We start from the raw sequence: 17422 nt of genomic DNA on the forward strand, positions 1-17422 counted from the left end.
CGCTCACGTGGGCTATCCGCCGCCCCGGTTCGGGCCTACAAACACGTGCTCTCGATGCCGCGCGACGGCCCTGCGGAAGGGTGTCTGCGCCTCCGGCATTGAACGTTCGTAGGAGCGACCATGAACAGGTGGATTGGGCAGGCCGCCGTCCTGTGCGGCCTCGCCGCGGCCGCGTGCACTCCCGGCCCGGCGGACGCGCCATGGCTCGCGGAGGGAGACGGCTCTCTGGCGCTGGACTGGGCGGCGGCCTCTCCGACGGCGCTCCGCGGCGCCCCCGGGAACGTCGACCCGAGCGCGCCGTGCTCCGCGCGGGTCCTCTTCACGGAGGCCTTCGCGGACAAGGCGACCCGGTGGAGCCTCGCGGCGGGGTGGGAGATCGGGCCTGCGAGGGCGTCGAGCGACCAGCGCGCGGGGTTCCCCGATCCGGCGAGCGATCACACCGGGGCCGGCGACGACGGCGTGGCGGGCGTGGTCCTCGGCGGCAGCCCGAGCGTCACCGCGCCGCACCCGCAGCGCTACCTGACCAGCCCCGCCGTCGACGCGCTCGTGAGCGGGCGAGTCACGCTGTCGTTCTGGCGATGGCTGAACACGACCTACCGCAACAAGGCCCGCGTCGAGGTCTTCGACGGATCGCGCTGGCGGATCGTCTACGAATCTCCGCACGACGATGTCACCGAGTCCGGATGGAAGCGCGTCACCTACGATCTGACGCCCTACAAGAGCTCGAGCCTGCGCGTGCGGTTCGGCTACAGCGCCGTCATCGCCTTCGGCGGCGCGCCCATGTCGGGCTGGAACATCGACGACGTGCAGATCAGCGCCTGCCGCTGAATCGGCTCATGGCCCGAGCGGGAGAGCGCTCGCCGGCCCCCACGAACGCTGTGGAGAGGCACATCCAGGGCGTCATTTTCCTCTGCTGCTGACAGACGTCGCTCCCGGGTCCGCCACGGATCGCCTTGGCACCTCGCTTGCTCGACCCAGCCTTGGAGCGCGCGAGGACGTGACCTTGCGCCAACCTGTGCCAAAGAAAGGACCCGTCGAACCATGCTCATGCAGAAGAAGCGAAAGGTGCTGAAGGCGCCGTTCATCGTGACCGTCGCCGCGGCGGCCTCGCTCGCGGGCGCGGTGGCCCTGCCGGGGTGCGATCCCACGGTGACGAGCGGCGGCTGCCCCGAGTCGGCGCCGGAGGTCGGATCGAGCTGCGAGGAGGACGGCCTTTCGTGCAACTATGGTAAGGAGTCGTGCGGCCTCCCGATCGACAGCACGTGTATGCGCGGGGAGTGGTATGAGGAACCCACGGTGGCCTGCAACCCGCCGGAGCCACCGGAGTGCCCCGCGGAGGTGCCGGAGGCCGGCAGCGCCTGCGAGCAGCCCGGGAAGACCTGCAACTATGACACCACCGGTTGCCCCTCGGTGGTGACGTGCGGTGACGACGCCACGTGGTCCGAACCGATCTCGCCGGCCTGCAACCCGCCGCCGCCGGAGTGCCCCGTGGAGGTGCCGAAGGCCGGCGGCGCCTGCGCGGAGCCGGGGACGACCTGCCACTATGACGCCACCGGTTGCCCCTCGGTGGTGACGTGCGGTGACGACGCCACGTGGTCCGAACCGATCTCGCCGGCCTGCAACCCGCCGCCGCCGGTGTGTCCCGAGGTGATGCCGACCGACGGGGATCCCTGCGTGGCAGCGAGCGGGCCCTGCCCCTACGAGATGATGACCGGCTGCGGCCCGATGCCGACCGAGGCCGTGTGCGTTCAGCAAAAGGACACCTGGAGCTGGCAGGTAGCCGAGATCTTCTGCAACCCGCCGCCCCCCGACCTCTGTCTCACGGCCGCCACCGAGGACGCGTGCGCCAACCTCGGGCCGACGTGTCGCTGGCTCACGCCAGGCTGCGGCGACGCCTCGAATACCCCCGTGCTGGCCGAGGCGGGCTGCTTCCCGAGCCAGGGTTGCGAGGTCGACGAGGCGTGTCCGAGCGGGACGCGCTGCCAGGAGCTCGTCATCAACCCCTGTTACAAGGAGGCCTGTGACGCCTGCGGCTCGACCGTGAAGGTGTGCGCGCCGCCTGGCGCGCGCCCGAGCGCGTCGCCGTGAGCTCCTCGGGGGGGCGGTGAGCGCCCGCCTCCCGTCTTGCCGCCCTCAACCCCCCCGCCTAGCGTGATCCCATGACGGACGCCCCCGACGCAGACCAGGACAGCGCCGCTGACGCGGAGGCGCCGCGCGGGCAGCGCGCCCCCCTCCCTCCGGCGAGCGACGCGGTGCGGGCCGAGTGGGGGCGGCGCGTCGAGGCCGAGTACCGCTCGGCGGCGATCACGCAGCACCTCACGCTCTGGCTGATCCAGATGGGCGCGTCGCCGGATCTCATCGACGACGGCCTCCGCATCGTCAAGGACGAGCTCGCGCACGCTCGCCTCAGCCATCGCGTCCACGCCCGCGCGGGCGGCGGCGCCTTGCCGGCGCTCCGCCGCGAGACGCTCGGGCTCAGGAGCAGCGGAGACGAGCCGCTCGAGATGGCCGTCGCCCGGGCGGGCGTCGAGGTGTTCTGCCTGGGGGAGACGGTCGCGGTCCCGCTCTTCAAGGTGCTCCGCGAGGGGTGCACCGTGCCGGTCGCGCGCCGGGCGCTCGACCGCATCCTGCGCGACGAGGTGCGGCACCGCGACTTCGGCTGGACGCTGCTCCGTTACCTGCTCGAGCAGCCGTGCGCGCCGGCCGTGCGGCAGCTGGTCGAGCGCGAGCTCCACGGCATGTTCACGCGGCTGCGCAGGAGCTACATGCCCCCTGGCGGCGCGAGGCGCGCGGCGATCTCCGACGACGACCGCGCCTGGGGCCTGATGCCGCCCGCGCGGTACGGCGAGATCCTGGAGCGCGCCGTGGAGCGGGACTACGCTCCTCGCTTCGGCGAGCACGGCCTCGATGCGGCCGCCGCGTGGCGCGCGGCGACCGCGCCGGACAGGTCCGCCGCGCCCCCCTGAGCCGGGCGCCTCCCATCCATCCGCCGCGCGGCGCCGCAAGACGGCCGCGCCCCCTGAGCCGGACCCCGCCAGCCCTCGCGCACAGCGCCGCCAGCCTGGAGCCTGCGCGGACGCGCCGTCACGCCATCACCCGGATCACCCGCCGTTCCGGCAGGCTCGCTCGCCTCTGCGCCCATTCGCCGCGCGCCGCCGACTCGAGGATGCGGCGCAGGAGCAGCGCTGGCGCGTCTGCCTCGACGTGGTGCTCGCGGAGGGGCCCCTGTTCCGCGCAGGTGTGCTCCGCGCTCTCCAGGAGGAGCCGGTCTTGCCGGAGGATCGCCGGCTCTTCCTGGCGAAAGCGCACGCGCGCCCCGAAGGGCAGCGCCCTCGCGCTCATCCACTCCAGGCGGCACCGATCGGGCGCGGTCGGGACGAAGTGCAGGACGATCCGGCGCGAGGGCCCTCCCAGCGAGCGCACCTCGACGCGGTCGGGGAGCTTGAACGAGAGCAGCGTCTGCAGCGACCGCTGCCCGGGCGCGCCGCCGTCCTCGCGGACCGGCCCGCGCAGCGTCATCCCATCGAGCGTCGGCCGCAGCTCGAGGAGCTCCTCGCGCAGGCCGCGGAAGAGCGCCGTGTAGAACTGCCAGTGGGTCCACGGGTGCGCAAACGCTGGATGACACCAGTCGAGGTTGTTCTCCAGGCCTTTGATGGACGAGCACCCGAGCTCCACCGAGCCCTGATCCCAGCGGTGCGCCGCAAAGCCGTCGATGCTCGGCGCGGGCGGCGGCGCTCCGCCGTGGCCCTCGCCGAGCCAGACCCACACATACCCGTCCTGCTCCGCGCACGGGAACGCGGGGACACCGCACCTCTCGGGGATGCGCCTGTCCCCCGCGAGCGACGGGATGTGCACGCACTCGCCGCCGCCGCCGTACCTCCAGCCGTGGTATCCGCACGAAAGCTCTCCCCGGGCCACGCGCCCGAGAGACAGCTTGACGCCGCGGTGGCAGCACCGATCCGCGAGCGCGCGGGGAAGGCGGCCGTCTCCGCGAAATACAACGATGTCCCGGTCGAGGACCCGGACCGCGCGGGGGGCATCCCCGAGCTGCGAGGACGCACAGGCAACATACCAGTACTCCCTGAGGAACATGACCTCACCTCCAGCAAACATTCATGAATGTATGTAAATCGACACAAAAAACGCCCTCAGCGCCGGAGCCCGCGCAGGAACGTCGCGACCATGCGGCGCACGACGGCCCTGGACTCCAGCGCCGTCGGGTCCATGGTATGTTAGCAAGCCCGATCGTCACCTGGTCGGCGCCGGGCGCGCGGGGTGGGGTCGCCGTCGGGACGGGCAGGGCGATCTGACGGAGAGGACGCGAGACCAGGTCGTGAAGACGCCGGGCTCGGGCTCAGGTCGTGAAGACGCCGGGCTCGGGCTCAGGTCGTGAAGACGCCGAACTCGGGGCTGTAGATGACCACGCCTCGGGCGCGCTCCAGCGCCCCCTGCGCGAGCTCGATCGCCATGAACGCCTCGTCCGCCGCGTACTCGTTGCCTAGGCCGTACAGGCTGGCCTTCTTGAACCCGAACCGAGCGTAGTACTCAGGCGATCCGAGGACGACGGCGAACGCGAAGCCGGCGTCCCTGCACGCCGCGATCCCCCGTCGCGCCAGCGCAGAGCCGATGCCGCGGCCCGCAAGCCCAGGCGAGACCGCGAGCGGCGCGAGGCCGAGGCCCTTGCCGGGGACGCCGTCGCCGGCGATCGTCACGGGGCTGAACAGGACATGTCCGACGATGCCCGTGTCCGTCTCCGCGACCAGCGAGACGGCCGCGCGCCCCGCGTCCCGCAGCCCGTCCACGAGATCCGCCTCGAGCGCCGAGGGAAACGCCGCGAGGTGGACGGCGCGGATCTCCGCTTCATCCCCCGCGCGCTCCGGCCTGACGTCCATCATCGACGCACCCCGCCGGGCCGGCGCCCCTCCGCCGATCGGCCTGCGCAAGGGGCAGCGTCCGGCGCGATCCCCCGCCCGCGAGCCGCGTCAAGCGCCAAGGAGGGCGCGGTTATGACAGACCATGTCCCACCGGGTCGACGCCTCGATAACGACCCTTCCTCTCCAGTTCTCCACAGGCGTTCTCCACAGGACATCCCCTGAACAACAGCTGGATTCTGTCGATTACCTTCGCCGCGCGCGCCTCTTCTCGTCATGGCCATTCGCACAGCCTAGCGGAAGGCCGCGCCGCAGGGTGAACCCGCGCCGAAGACAGACGTAAATACACGTAATCACAAATATTTTTACGATCGCAGGCACGGCCGTCCGCCCCTGACGGGTTGGGACAATGTCCGTCCGATCGATCCCTTTCCCGACGGGTCGAAGATGACTATCCATGGTAGACATCAAGAACGCGGCGCGACGGCGTGTCTCTCGCACGAGCGTGTCAATGGCGCGCCGGAATGCTTCGTTTTGGAGGAGACTTCATGGAAAAGATCTCGCTCACGTACTTTGTCGACTTCGTTCTCAAGGCCGGGACGCCCAAGCTGACGGGCGTCAGGGAGTTCAAGGAGCGGAAGGACGAGCTCCACACGGACTTTTACAGGCAGGTGCGAGAGGCGATCGTCGACATGCACAGGAGCGGAAAGCCCACCAGCGTGCTCGACGGCTTCCTCGCCGCGCAGCACGACGAGCGGCGCCGCCGCATCTACCCGTCGGTGGTGAACGGATATCGCAAGTTCCTCGCCTCGACGAGGATGACATGGTTCGAGCCGCCGACGTCGACGTACCGCCTCGGCGATCTCGAGATCAACGTCAACCCGGAGCTCGGGCTCGTCATCGATGGGACGCCGCATGTCATCAAGATGTATTTCCGCGGGGAGCCCCTGTCATCCAAGCGCGTCTCGGTCGTGCTGAACCTGCTCATGAACGGGCTCGCGGAGAGCACGCCGGGCGGCGCCTTCGCGGTGCTCGACGTGCGGAACGCCAAGATTCACACCTTCAAGGTGCCGAACCCGCGGCTCAGCCTGCTTCTCCGCGGCGAGGCGGCCTCCTTCGCCACCATCTATACCGGGCTGTGATCGAGGCGCCGCGGGGCGAGGCGGCGCCGCGCAGACATCACACCACGTCGTCTCCCCGCGTCCACCGAGCCCGAGACGCCCACCGCGCTACCGGCGTTGCCACGCCGCGCGCCCTCCGCCGCTCATCCGGCCGGGGGCACGCGGCGCGCGCGCCGCGCCCGGAGCAGGACGCGCACCGGGCGGACGCGGGAGCCGAAAGGTCGATGTCACGACGACGACGCCGTGACGCCATGACGCGATGACGCGATGACGCGACGTCGCGACGTCGCGACGACGTGATGACGCGACGCCGCAATGAATGGCGCACACGCAATCGAGCTGTAGGAGATCGACGCCACTGGCCTCATCGCAGAACGTACGCGGAACGTACGCGGAACGTACGCGGAACGTACAAGCAGAGTAAAAATGACCGATTCAGAGAAAGAGAACTACGATCGCTCGGGCAGTTTCGTTTATCCTCGGGCTGCCATGGACCGCCGCGCGCAGATCACCGCAACCCCGCTTCATGTGCCCAGCATTCTTGTGGTCCTTGATCCCGCGTGGCCGGCGCTCTTCAGCCTGTGCCTCGCGGTGGCGCCGGGCTGCGGGGTGCTCCTGCACCGCTGCGACGCGGCCACCGCCGCGACGATCGCCGCCGAGCGGCGGCCGCTCGCGATCCTCCTGTCCAACAGCGTCTACGCGAGGGATCCCGCCGATTTCGAGGCGCTCGCCCGGGACGTCCACTCGACGCTGCTGCGGCTCGATGAGGAGGTCAGCGAGCGAGAGCTCGAGGCGATGCTGAACGGCGCGCTGCGCGAGACGCGCGAGATGAACTCGCAGCGCGACGCGGGTCGGCGCGACGAGGGAGGCGGGCGCTACACGATGATCGGGGCGCAGCGCAGCGAGATTTTCGGCCACAAGGCGGCCTCGGGCGCGGACTCCCGCGCACCGCAGCGGGCGGGCGCGAGCGCGGATTCTCGCCTCGCGGCGCAGGTCCGCGAGAGGTCGACGAGCCAGAGCACACTGCCGCCGCCATCGGCGCGCTCTGCCGCCCCGCCGTCGGCCCGGGCGCCCCTCGCGAGCCACGCGCTCACGCCGGTGCCCCCGTCGAGCGCGCCGCCTTCGTTCCGCTCCCCACCGTCGGTGCCCTCCGCGCCGCCGCTGGCGCGCACGCAGCCGAGCGCGTACGCGCCGGGTGGGTCACCATCGGCACCGCCGCCCTCCGCCCGCTCGCTCTCGGGCCCCGCATATGCGTATGCGGAGGCCGCCGGGAGCGGCCGCCTGTCGAGCCTGCCTCCGTCGTCGCGTCCCGAGCCCCTGTCGAGTCCGCCTCCGTCGATGCGCTCACAGCTCCTGTCGGGTCCACCTCCGTCGACGCGCGCGCAGCCGAGCGTGCCGCCGGTCCCCTCGTCGCGCCCTCTGCCAGGGGGCCCTGCGGCGCGTCGACCCACGCCGATGCCGTCGAGCGCGCAAGCGGGGCCGCCCTCCTCCAGGCGCAGCCTGCCGAGCCCGCCGTCCTTGCGCACGATGGCGAGCTCGCCCCCCTCGGTGCGCTCCGTCCCGCCCGGCGCGCTCTCGAGCGCCGAGCCCCCGCCGTCGATCAAGACGATGGGGCCCCTGTCGGCGCGGATGGCCCCGGCGTCCTCGGTGCGCCCCGAGCTGTCGCCGCGCTCCGGCGTGCGAGAGCGGGGCAGCGAGGAGCTAGATGCCGTGTTCGAGGATCAGAAGCTGCCGCTCGACGCGCTCGCGCGGGGCAACCGCGGCACCACGACCACGCGCTGAAGCGCGGGCCAGAGCGGTTTCGCCCACCTCACCATCCAGAGCAGAGCGGCAGCAGAGCGGCGGTCACCCGCACAGGAGACGGGCCCAGATCGGCGTTTTCGGCGCGCAAGCGCACTCCTGTGCGCCGAGCACCGAAAACGTCGAGATGGGCCCGTATCCGAAGCGGGCGACCGTCGCTCTAGCGGGGGCGCGTGAGCCACGATGCGGTGGAGCCCGCGGCGCGCCCGAGCAGATCGCCCGCGATGTCGACCAGCGCGGGCGGGGCGGGCGCGCCGAGATCGCGGCCGAGATCGACGAGGATGCGGTCGACGCACTCCATCGCGCTCGAGGCGGCGAGATCCATCCCCGCGCCGCGCCCGCCGGCCGCGCGCCCTGCGAGGTACAGCCCCCTCACGGGCGTGTACACCGCCGGCCGCGCGCGGCCGACCTGGCCAGGCGTCTGCGCCGTCCCCGACGCGAGCTCGCCGCCCGGAGCGCACGCCTCTCCGCCTCCGTCCGGGGATGATCCGTCGACGAAGATCGCCTGGGAGAGCACGCCGGGCACCGCCGCCGACAGCGCCCGCAAGAGCTCGTCGACCGTCGCGCCGGGTCCGCCGCGCGAGGCGCCGCCGCTCCCACCTGGTACGGCGCACGCGCAGAGGAGCTCATGTCCAGGCGGCGCGAGCGACGGGTCGAAGCGCGTCGGCGCGAGGCAATAGAACGGAAACGCCGGCGCGCCGGCGCCGCCGGCGAGACCGGCGAGCGCGCCCGCCGAGACGAGCCGCCTGCGCAGCCCGATCTTGACCTCGACCAGCCTCGGTCGAGGCGCGATCGCACGGACGCGCGCCACGTAGGCGTCGGGGAAGTGCGGCTCGCCAACGAGGCCCGACACCGTGCGCAGGAGCCCGGCCGCGCTCACCACGATGCGCGCGGGGAGCGCCGTTCCGTCCTCGAGCTCGACGCCCTGCACGCGACGATCGTGCACCAGCACGCGGCGTACGGTCGCGCCCGTCCACACGGCAGCGCCGAGCTCCCGGGCCAGGCGGCAGAAGACCTCGGGGATCCGCGACGCGCCTCCCTCGGGATAACGCTGCCGGCCGGCGCGGGCGAGCCGGCGCAAGGAGAACAGCGCCTCGCCCGCAGACGCCTCGGCTCCTGGCAGCAGCAGCGGCAGGCCAAGCAGACCGCCGAGCCGAGCGGCGGCCGCGGCGCGTGGGATGAAGCGGGCCACGTACGCCTCGGCCGTCACGTCGTCACACGCGGCCAGATCGACGTCGCGCATCGCCGCCGCGTGCGCGAAGAGACGCGCGGCGCCCGCGGCCTCCAGCGGCGTGAGGTCGAGGCCGCGCGCGAGATCCAGGGCGGTCCCGGCGAGCCGGAGGAGATCTGCCCGCAGGACGACGCGGCGAGCGCGCGCGGTCCCGGCGCGGGCGCCCGTGAAGCAGAGCGCCGCCGGCTCGTCGCTCTGCTGGAAGGTGATCGCGTCGCCCTGGCCCACGCGGCGGAGCACCTCGCCGACCGGGCCTTGCTCGCCACAGCCGAGCATGTGCGTGGCTGTGTCGACACGGAAGCCGTCCCTCTCGTAAGCGGCAGAGGAGCCGCCCAGACGGCGCTCCTTCTCGACGAGCAGGGTCGGGATGCCGGCGTGTGCAAGGAGGAGCGCCGCGGCAGCGCCGCCGACCCCGGAGCCGATCACCACCGCGCGCAAGGGAACCTCGTCCATGACGTCACGAGAACATATCGCGGAGAGCCCGCGCGGCGCGCGCCGCGTCGCCGGCAATCACGCGAAAACCGCGCTGGAATCACGCCAGCAGACGCCAGCAGACGCCAGCAGACGCCAGCAGACGCCAGCAGACGCTGGCAGATGCGAGACCACGCGAGACCACGCGAGGGGAGGCCGCGGGATGCGAGGAGGCGCGTGTGCCACGCGGGAGAACGCGGGGCCGCGCGAGGAGACACCGGGCTACGCGGAATCACACAGGGCAAGGCAGCGCAGCACACCACGACTCGACAAAGCGCCGAGGCGCGCGCCGAGCGTTGACCCTCGAGAGCGGCCCCCCGTAGAGTGTAGCCTTGCAGCCGACGTGCCCGCTATGAAGACCTGCCCGCAGTGCCATCAGCGTTACCCGGCCGACAGCGCCTTCTGCTTCATCGACGGCTCGTCGCTCGTCTCCGAGAAGGATCCCCGCATCGGGACGTCGATCGCGGGTCGGTACGTCATCGAGCAGGGCCTCGGGATCGGCGGGATGGCCACGGTCTACAGGGCATACAACAAGCTGATCGGCACCCCCTGCGCCATCAAGATCCTGAACCGCGAGTTCGCGCAGGACACGACGACGCGGGAGCGCTTCCGGCGCGAGGCACGGCACGCGCAGCGGCTCGCGCACCCCAACATCATCGAGATCTTCGATCAGGGCGACACCGACGACGGGCTGCCCTTCCTGGTGATGGAGCTGCTCCAGGGGACGAGCCTCGCCGACGTCGTGGAGCGCAGCCGGGTGCCGCTCGCGCGGGCCCTTCCCATCTGGGTGCAGATGGCGCGCGCCCTCGGCCGAGCGCACGACTTCGACGTCGTGCACCGCGATCTCAAGCCGGAGAACGTGTTCCTGATGAAGGGCGACTGGGTGAAGCTCCTCGACTTCGGCATCGCCCGCTGCGCGCAGGACGCGCGCCTCACGAACCTCGGCGAGATCTTCGGCACACCGCAGTACATGGCCCCAGAGCGCAGCACGACGATCGACGCTGGCCCCCCGGCGGACCTCTATTCGCTCGGGGTCATCATGTTCGAGATGATCACGCAGCGACTGCCGTTCGACGCCCCGGATCCGGCGAGCTGGATCCTGAAGCACATGAACGAGCAGCCGCCGCACCTCAAGGAGCTGGCCCCGGAGATGCCGGACGCACTCGACCGCCTCGTCGGCGCCCTGCTGGCGAAGGAGCCCTCCGAGCGCCCCGTCGACGCGTACCGCGTGCTCGCGGAGCTCGAGGAGATCGCGGCCGCGAGCCGGATCGCGCTCCCCCCGCCGCCGGAGGCGATGCCGCGCGACTCGGCGGTGCGCTCGAGGGGCGCCGGGCGCGATCCCTGGGTCAGCCGGCTCGAGCTGTTCGAGCGGATGACGGCCCGCGCGTTCGGCGCGTCGGCGCCGGTGGACATCCAGCGGCAGCTCGAGGCGCTGCGCGGCGTCGTGCGGGAGCACGCCGACCTCCGCTCGAGGGCCCTCGACGAGCAACGGCGCCTCGAGGGCGTCGCCGAGGAGTGGCGCGACGGCCGGATGCAGATCGGGCGGGCGATGGACGCGCTCACGGTCGACGCCTCGCTCACGCGCGAGGAGGCCCGGTCGTTCCGCGCCAGGGTGGCGCCGCTCAGCGCGGCGACGCAGGCGTTCGTCCCCGAGGTGCTGATCGCGCACAAGGAGGCCGTGCGCTGGGAGGGCCGGTGCGGGTTCGCCGAGCCCTACCTCGAGCTCGCCGCCAGCTACCGCAAGCTGGCCGAGCTCGTCGAGGGCTGGTATGCGTCGCGCAAGGCGGACTACGAGGCGGAGAGCGAGGCGATCGCCCGCGAGCACGAGGTGGCCGAGGTGGACGCGCAGATCAAGAAGCTGCGCGAGCGCCTCGAAGAGCTCGACCGGCAGCTCGAGGCGCGGCGCCGGGAGTCCCAGGAGCGCATCGCCGAGATCGGGCGGAGGGTCGATCAGCTCGACGCCGAGCTGCTCCACCTGGCCAGCCGCTTCTGCGCGCCGCTCCGATCGAAGCCGGAGCTCGGCACGCTCTTCGTGGAGCTCGAGCGGCTCGCCGGCTGACCGCTCCGCTCCGGCGCGCCTCGGGCGCACATCGTGGCGGCGTGTCGCAGGTCGTGGAGCTCCGGCGAGGACTTCCCTGCGGCGCGCGTGGATCCGGCGCGGGCGCGCCCCCGAGGAGCTCGACCCGGCGGCGCGGCGTTCCTCCGCCGCCTGCCGTCGCGCCGCGCGCCAGCACGGTCGCCGCGCCCCGTGCGTACTAAGCTACCCGCCGTGACGCCCGACCCCGCACCCGAGGCGCGGCGCTCCTCGGCACCGCGCGCGCCGGGACGCGCGCGCCGCGCTGCGTCCGCCGTCGCGGCGGCGCTCGGGCTCACGCTGACGTTCGCGGGCGCCGCGGCCGTCGGCGTCGCGCTCCACCTCGACACGCCCGCCGCGCGCCGCGTGGCCCGCGACGCCACGAACCGGCTCCTCGGCTCGCTGTTCCAGGGGCGGATCGTCGCTGACGAGATCGACGCGCTCGGCCTGGGCGGCGTGCGGATCCGATCCGCGGTCGCGCTCGATCCACGCGGGAACAAGGTGATCCGCGCGAGCGGCCTCGAGGCGCGCGCCGACGTGCTCGCGATGCTCCGCGGCGCGCTCTTCGGCGCGGGCGCGCTCCGCATCGAGGTCCCGTACATCCGGGTCGAGCAGGCCGACGTGCTGGTCCAGGACAACGGCGCGGGGGGCGTCACCCTCGGCGACACGTTCACGCCGCTGCCGCCGCGAAGCCCGCCCTCGTCCAAGCCCGAGGGGCCTCCGAGCGACGTCGTCGTCGCCCTCTCGCACGTCGAGATCGGGCGCGGGTGGGTCCACGGGCAGGTCGCTCCGCCGCGCGCGCTGGACGCCGATGTCAGCCGGCTCTTCGGGTCGGTGCACGTCGGCCCGGAGGGCGTCGCGGTCGACGTCGATCAGACGGGCCTCGTGGATCGCGCGTTCCTGCCGGCCAGGACGGCGGGCACGGCGAACTACCACCTCCGCGCCGGGAACGAGATCCGGATGTGGAGCAGCTTCGCCGGTCGGCTCGCCGACGTCGAGGTCACCGCGCGGGCCGTGCTCGACGAGGAGCACCTAGAGGCGCAGGTGAGCGTCCCGCGCGCCACGCCGGAGCAGCTGCGGAGCCTCCTCCCGGATCACCCCCTCACCGAGCCCATCTCCGCGCGCGTGGCCGTGAACGGCCACCTCCCTCAGCTCGACGTGGTGGCCTCGGCCTCGGCGGATCCAGCCGGCCCCGCGGGCGGCGGCCTCGCCCTCAGCGGGCGGCTCGACGTGGCGGGGCCCGTGCGGCTCGACGCGGAGGTCCAGGCGCGCGACGTCGATCTGCGGCTCTTCGGCGTGCGCCTCTCGCCCGATACGGCGAGCGGCGCGGCGCCAGCCCCGGCCGGCGCGGCGCCCGTACCGGCCGCGCCCGCCCGGCCCCGCGCCGTACCCACCCTGACCCACGCCGCGCCCGCCCTGCCCCGCGTTGCGCCCGCCCGGCTCCGCGCCGAAGCGACGAAGCCCGCGCTGGAGCGCGGCTCCGAGCCGGCGCCCTTGATCACCGCGGACGGCCGGGTGCGCGTCGAGCTCGGCGACCTGCTCCGGCTCTCCGTCGAGGCGCGGACCGAGCCCACCGCGCTGCTCGGGCAGCGCGTGCCGGCGGCGGACGTCCACCTCGTGCTCGACCGCGGCGAGCTCCACGCGCGCGCGCACCTCCACGAGCCGGGCGCGCCGATCGACGCCGCCGTCTCCTTCCTGCCGGGCGGGCAGGGCCTCCGCTTCGCGGCGACGGCCGACATCCCGGCGATCGCCGCGGCGCCGCGCCTCGCCGGGCCCGTCGACGGCGCCGGCCGCGTGCGCGTCGAGGGGAGCCTGCGCGAGGGAGCGCTCGACGCGCGCGTCGAAGGCGCGTTCGCCGGGCTCCGGGTCGGCCAGGACGTCGCGCTCGCCAGCGCGCGCGTCGCGGGGCGGGTCTCCGGGCCGATCGACGCGCTCTCGATCGACGCCTCGCTCTCCGGGAAGGAGGCGCTCGCCGGCGGCCACGCGCTCGACGAGGTCACCGCGCAGATCTCCGGCCCGCTCGCCTCGCCGAAGCTCCGCGCGACGCTCACCGACGGCGACGACTCCCTGAGCGCCTCCGCGCGGCTGAGCGCCACTCCCCTCGCCCTCCGCGACGTCGAGCTCCAGCTGAAGCGCGACGGCGCCGCGGTCGCGGGGAAGATCACGGCGATCACCTCCTCGGCCGGCGGGCTCGCCGTCGAGGGGCTCGATCTCTCCTCGGCCGAGCTCGGCTCGCTGAAGGGCCGGCTCGCGGTGCGGGGCGATGACGTGACCGGACGCCTCCGGGGCGACGGCATCGACGTCGGCCGCGTCGCCCGGATCCTCGGGATCCCGATCCGCGTGCGCGGGCGCGCGGAGGTCGACGTCGCGCTCGATCGGGACCGCGAGACCGGGCGCTCGGGCCACGTGCGGCTCGGCCTTACGGGGGGCGAGGTCGCGTTCCTGTCCGGCATCTCGGCGCAGCTCACGGCGACCTTCGAGCGCGACCAGGTCAAGGCCGACGGGTCCGTGCGCATCGACGCGAAATCGCCGCACCCGAACGGGACCGGCGGGCAGCGGCCGAACGGCGCGTGGAACGACGCCCTCCCGCGGTGCGCCGGCACCCTCGCGAGCGTGCGTGTGTCCGGCGCCGAGGGCACGCTGGAAGGGCCCCTCCTGCGCGCGAAGACCTGGACCACCCTGGTCGGGAAGGCCGAGGTCGCCGCGAACGACTGGGACCTCGGCTGCCTCGCGCAGCTCATGCCGATCGGGCACATCGTGAGCGAGGTGCGCGGCAAGCTCACGACGAGCTTCGGGGTGTCGCGCGCGGCCGGCGATCCGTTGCCTTCGCTGCACGACGTGCTCGTGCGGACGCACGGCCTCGCGCTCGCCGGTCCTCATCGGCTGGGCGCCGAGCACCCGGCCTGGGAGTCGCGCTTCGTCGACGCGCAGCTCAAGGGCTCGTTCAGCGGCGCGACCGGCAAGGCGGACGCCGCGCTGACCCTGTACGACGGCGGGCTGCTCGCCGACGTCTCCGGCGCGATCGAGCTCGATCTCGAGGCGCTCACGGGGCCGCCCGCGGACCGGTGGTCGTCGCTCCTGCGCTCGCCCATCGCCGCGCACGCCTCCATCCCTCGGCGTGGGATGGACCAGCTCGCCACGCTGCCCTCGTTCGTGCGCGAGGCGCTCCCGCCGCTCGCCGGCGAGGTGCGGATCGACGCGTACGCAAGCGGCACGATCGAGCGTCCGTTCCTGACGGCGCGCACCCTCTGGTGGGGCTTGACCTATGCGCCGCCGGGCGCCTCGAGCGCGACGGATCTCCTTTTCCCCACCGATCTCGACGCTTGGCTCACGTACGACAGCGAGAAGGCCACGCTGGACGCGCACGTCACGCGCGGCGCGGCCGAGATCGCGACCGTGAGCGCCGAGGTGCTCGCCCCGCTCGAGCGCCTGCTCGCGGACGTCCCGGCGCGCGCGCTCAAAGGCGCGCCTCCGCCCCCGGCGTGGACCGGCTCCTTCCGCGCGACGCTGCGCGAGGTCCCGCTCGGCGAGATCCCCCTGCTCGCCGACAGCGGCATCGCCGGGCGCGTGAGCGGCGAGATCGAGATGCGCGGCCTCAACATCGCGCCGTCGCTCAAGGCGCGCCTCACGGTGCCGGGCGTCACGCTCGGGAGCGACCTCGCCTTCGAGCGCGGCGCGCTCGCGCTGCGGATCGACCCGATGCGCGAGGCCGGGCGCGGGCACCTCCGCGTCACCGAGCTCGCCCTCGAGGGCCGGCGCGGCGGTAAGATCCGCGCGAACGCCTTCGCCAGCGTGCGCTTCCGCGGCGGGTTCATCCCGGTCCTCGACGGCGAGCGCACGGACCTCGCCATCTCCGCGGAGCGCTTCCGGCTCGCGGCGCTCCAGCCGCTGGTCGGCGGCCTGCTGAGCAAGGTCGATGGGACGCTGGACGGCAACCTCCGCATCGAGCTCGGTGGCCCGTCCGACGCGGACGGCAACCTCCGCGCCCAGCTGGAGGTCACGGACGGCGTCGTGCACATCCCGGAGCTCGGGCAGGAGCTGCGCGACGTGGCCGCCCGCATCACGGCCGAGGGCGGCGTCCTCCGGATCGAGGGCTTCCGCGCGGCGGGCACGACCGGGATGGCGCAGGGCTGGGCCCTGTTCCGGCTCGCCGGGCTGGCGCTGCGCGACGGCGCCGGGGCGCTGACGATCGCCGAGGACCAGGCCCTCCCGCTCACGCTCGAGGGGGTGCCGCTCGGGACCGCCTCCGGGGCGCTGTCGTTCATCGCGGAGAAGAAGCCGGGCGAGCTCGCCCTGTACGCGACGGTCCCCACGCTCCGCGTCTCGCTGCCGGCGACGAGCAGCCGCGACGTCCAGCCGCTCGGCGACAACCCCGACATCTCCGTCTCGCAGCCGCTCGGGCCGGAGAAGCAGCGGCGCGCGGCGGACGCGCTCCGCTACTCCGTGGCGTTCGACGTGCGCGACGCGTTCGTCAGCGGCGCGGGGCTAAGGCTGCGCCTGCAGAGCGCCGAGGACGCGCCGCCGCGCGTCGTGATCGGAGAGGATACGCGGGTGTCGGGCGGCATCGTGGTCACGCGGGGCGAGCTCGAGATCTACGGCAAGGCGTTCGAGATCGAGGGCGGGCGCGTGCGCCTGCGCGAGGAAGAGGCGTCGAACCCGCACCTGAACGTCACGGCGCACTGGGACGCCCCCGACGGCACGCGCATCCACGTCGCCTTCAACGGCAACCTCCGGCCCATCACCGACAGGTCGCTGCGCTTCACCTCGAGCCCGCCGAGCTCGCAGCAGGACATCCTCGCGCGGCTCCTGTTCGGCGCCGATTTCTCGGAGGGCGCGCAGGCCGCGGGCTCCCAGACGCCCGCGGGCCTGGCGGCCGGCGGCGTCGCGGCGTCGCTCGGCAGCGAGATCGCGTCGGCGCAGTTCAACGCGCTGCTGAGCGGCATCGCGCCGCTGCGCGGGCTGACGACGCGGTTCGGGACGACGTCCGAGGGCGCGCTGCGGACGAGCGTGGTCTACCGGCTGAGCGACAACCTGACGGCGCTGGCCACCTTCCAGGAAGGCGCGCAGCAGAGCGCCGCGACGGGATCGAGCGGGCCGACCCCTGGCGGGACGGCGAGCGAGCGCGGCACGCGGACCGAGGTCACCATCGACTGGCGCTTCAGCGAGCACTGGACGCTCCGCGGCACGGTGGGCGTCGACGCGCGCCAGGCGACCTCGGGCATGCTCGACCTGCTCTGGCAGTACCGGTACTGAGCCGAGCGCGGCCGCATCGGCCCCGCGCGACGGCGATCCTCCTCTGGATCTCCGGCGCGCGGGCTAGCGCGCGGCCCGCGGGGGCAGCGTGACCTCGCGCCCGCCCACGCAGAGCGTGGGCGGCTCGGCCTCGACGAGCAGCGGGGCGAGCTGCGTCTGCGCGTGGCGCGAGAAGCGCGCCTCGAGCGCGCCGCTCCGGGCGCGCGCGTAGACGACGCCGTCCTCGCCGAGGGAGAGCGTCTCCGGATCGAGCGGCTCCTCCGTGCCGTCGAACAGGAGCAGCGAGACCGCGCCGCCCTCGCCGATCCGGAGCGCGTCGACGAAGAGCGGCGCGTCATCGGCCTGGAAGTAACACCAGTCGTAGCCATTCGTGAGGATCGGCCGGCCGTCGTCCGGGTGCCGCGCGATCCAGGACCGGAGCCCGCGCTCGATCGCCGGATGGTCGACCCGGGCGTCGTCGTGCCAGAAACGGCCCTCGCGATCGAGCCGGATCGAGCTCTCGCGGGAGGTCCCTGGGGGCGGCGCGAAGCGGAAGAAATCGGGATGGTCGCCGGGTTTCATGGGTCACCTCGCAGGAGAGATGCGGCCCGGCGCGGTGAAT

The 17422-nt window shown here is 73.4% G+C and carries 11 protein-coding genes; 7 read left to right on the forward strand and 4 right to left on the reverse strand.

The features are described 5' to 3' along the window. Positions 1 to 120: 120 nt before the first annotated feature. The 3 genes from WME82_RS24880 (at position 121) to WME82_RS24890 (ending at position 2966) form a co-directional block, all read left to right on the forward strand. Positions 121 to 828, forward strand: coding sequence for a hypothetical protein (locus WME82_RS24880; protein WP_438044810.1), 708 nt, complete (start codon positions 121 to 123; stop codon positions 826 to 828). Positions 829 to 1047: 219 nt separating this feature from the next. Continuing rightward, a complete protein-coding gene (locus WME82_RS24885) occupies positions 1048 to 2088 on the forward strand; it encodes a hypothetical protein (protein WP_438044811.1) in 1041 nt (346 codons plus the stop codon). Positions 2089 to 2159: 71 nt separating this feature from the next. Next, complete coding sequence (locus tag WME82_RS24890) at positions 2160 to 2966, forward strand: ferritin-like domain-containing protein (RefSeq protein WP_438044812.1); 807 nt, start codon at positions 2160 to 2162, stop codon at positions 2964 to 2966. A gap of 118 nt (positions 2967 to 3084) precedes the next feature. On the opposite strand, the gene WME82_RS24895 is transcribed toward WME82_RS24890, so the two are convergent. Next, positions 3085 to 4092, reverse strand: coding sequence for a Rieske 2Fe-2S domain-containing protein (locus WME82_RS24895; protein WP_438044813.1), 1008 nt, complete (start codon positions 4090 to 4092; stop codon positions 3085 to 3087). A gap of 290 nt (positions 4093 to 4382) precedes the next feature. Beyond that, positions 4383 to 4895 carry a GNAT family N-acetyltransferase gene (locus tag WME82_RS24900; RefSeq protein ID WP_438044814.1) on the reverse strand — a complete coding sequence of 171 codons (513 nt, stop codon included), beginning with the start codon at positions 4893 to 4895 and terminating at the stop codon, positions 4383 to 4385. 524 nt (positions 4896 to 5419) lie between these two features. Here WME82_RS24900 and WME82_RS24905 point away from each other — a divergent pair. Together WME82_RS24905 and WME82_RS24910 are read left to right on the forward strand one after the other, a co-directional pair. Next, positions 5420 to 6013 (forward strand): hypothetical protein, encoded by a 594-nt coding sequence (locus tag WME82_RS24905; protein WP_437747935.1) that lies wholly within the window; start codon positions 5420 to 5422, stop codon positions 6011 to 6013. A 405-nt stretch (positions 6014 to 6418) separates the two neighbouring features. Beyond that, positions 6419 to 7774, forward strand: a complete 1356-nt coding sequence (locus WME82_RS24910; RefSeq protein ID WP_438044815.1) for a hypothetical protein — start codon at positions 6419 to 6421, stop codon at positions 7772 to 7774. A gap of 178 nt (positions 7775 to 7952) precedes the next feature. Here the strand turns inward: WME82_RS24910 and WME82_RS24915 are convergent, their stop codons facing one another. After that, positions 7953 to 9476, reverse strand: a complete 1524-nt coding sequence (locus tag WME82_RS24915; RefSeq protein ID WP_438044816.1) for a phytoene desaturase family protein — start codon at positions 9474 to 9476, stop codon at positions 7953 to 7955. Between the two features lie 370 nt (positions 9477 to 9846). Here WME82_RS24915 and WME82_RS24920 point away from each other — a divergent pair, with 370 nt between their 5' ends. Beyond that, positions 9847 to 11553 carry a protein kinase domain-containing protein gene (locus WME82_RS24920; protein ID WP_437738972.1) on the forward strand — a complete coding sequence of 569 codons (1707 nt, stop codon included), beginning with the start codon at positions 9847 to 9849 and terminating at the stop codon, positions 11551 to 11553. Positions 11554 to 11763: 210 nt separating this feature from the next. Then, positions 11764 to 16821 (forward strand): translocation/assembly module TamB domain-containing protein, encoded by a 5058-nt coding sequence (locus WME82_RS24925; protein ID WP_438044817.1) that lies wholly within the window; start codon positions 11764 to 11766, stop codon positions 16819 to 16821. Between the two features lie 63 nt (positions 16822 to 16884). Here the strand turns inward: WME82_RS24925 and WME82_RS24930 are convergent, their stop codons facing one another. Beyond that, positions 16885 to 17382: a hypothetical protein gene (locus WME82_RS24930; RefSeq protein WP_438044818.1), complete on the reverse strand. Its 498-nt coding sequence runs from the start codon at positions 17380 to 17382 to the stop codon at positions 16885 to 16887. Positions 17383 to 17422: the final 40 nt, after the last annotated feature.

This window comes from Sorangium sp. So ce128, assembly GCF_051525245.1.
GTDB lineage: Bacteria > Myxococcota_A > Polyangia > Polyangiales > Polyangiaceae > Sorangium > Sorangium cellulosum_B.

Excerpts from the sequence above, each read along its gene's own strand:
- WME82_RS24880 (WP_438044810.1), top strand. The coding sequence starts at position 121 with ATGAACAGGTGGATTGGGCAGGCCGCCGTCCTGTGCGGCCTCGCCGCG.
- WME82_RS24885 (WP_438044811.1), top strand. The coding sequence starts at position 1,048 with ATGCAGAAGAAGCGAAAGGTGCTGAAGGCGCCGTTCATCGTGACCGTC.
- WME82_RS24890 (WP_438044812.1), top strand. The coding sequence starts at position 2,160 with ATGACGGACGCCCCCGACGCAGACCAGGACAGCGCCGCTGACGCGGAG.
- WME82_RS24895 (WP_438044813.1), bottom strand. The coding sequence starts at position 4,092 with ATGTTCCTCAGGGAGTACTGGTATGTTGCCTGTGCGTCCTCGCAGCTC.
- WME82_RS24900 (WP_438044814.1), bottom strand. The coding sequence starts at position 4,895 with ATGATGGACGTCAGGCCGGAGCGCGCGGGGGATGAAGCGGAGATCCGC.
- WME82_RS24905 (WP_437747935.1), top strand. The coding sequence starts at position 5,420 with ATGGAAAAGATCTCGCTCACGTACTTTGTCGACTTCGTTCTCAAGGCC.
- WME82_RS24910 (WP_438044815.1), top strand. The coding sequence starts at position 6,419 with ATGACCGATTCAGAGAAAGAGAACTACGATCGCTCGGGCAGTTTCGTT.
- WME82_RS24915 (WP_438044816.1), bottom strand. The coding sequence starts at position 9,476 with ATGGACGAGGTTCCCTTGCGCGCGGTGGTGATCGGCTCCGGGGTCGGC.
- WME82_RS24920 (WP_437738972.1), top strand. The coding sequence starts at position 9,847 with ATGAAGACCTGCCCGCAGTGCCATCAGCGTTACCCGGCCGACAGCGCC.
- WME82_RS24930 (WP_438044818.1), bottom strand. The coding sequence starts at position 17,382 with ATGAAACCCGGCGACCATCCCGATTTCTTCCGCTTCGCGCCGCCCCCA.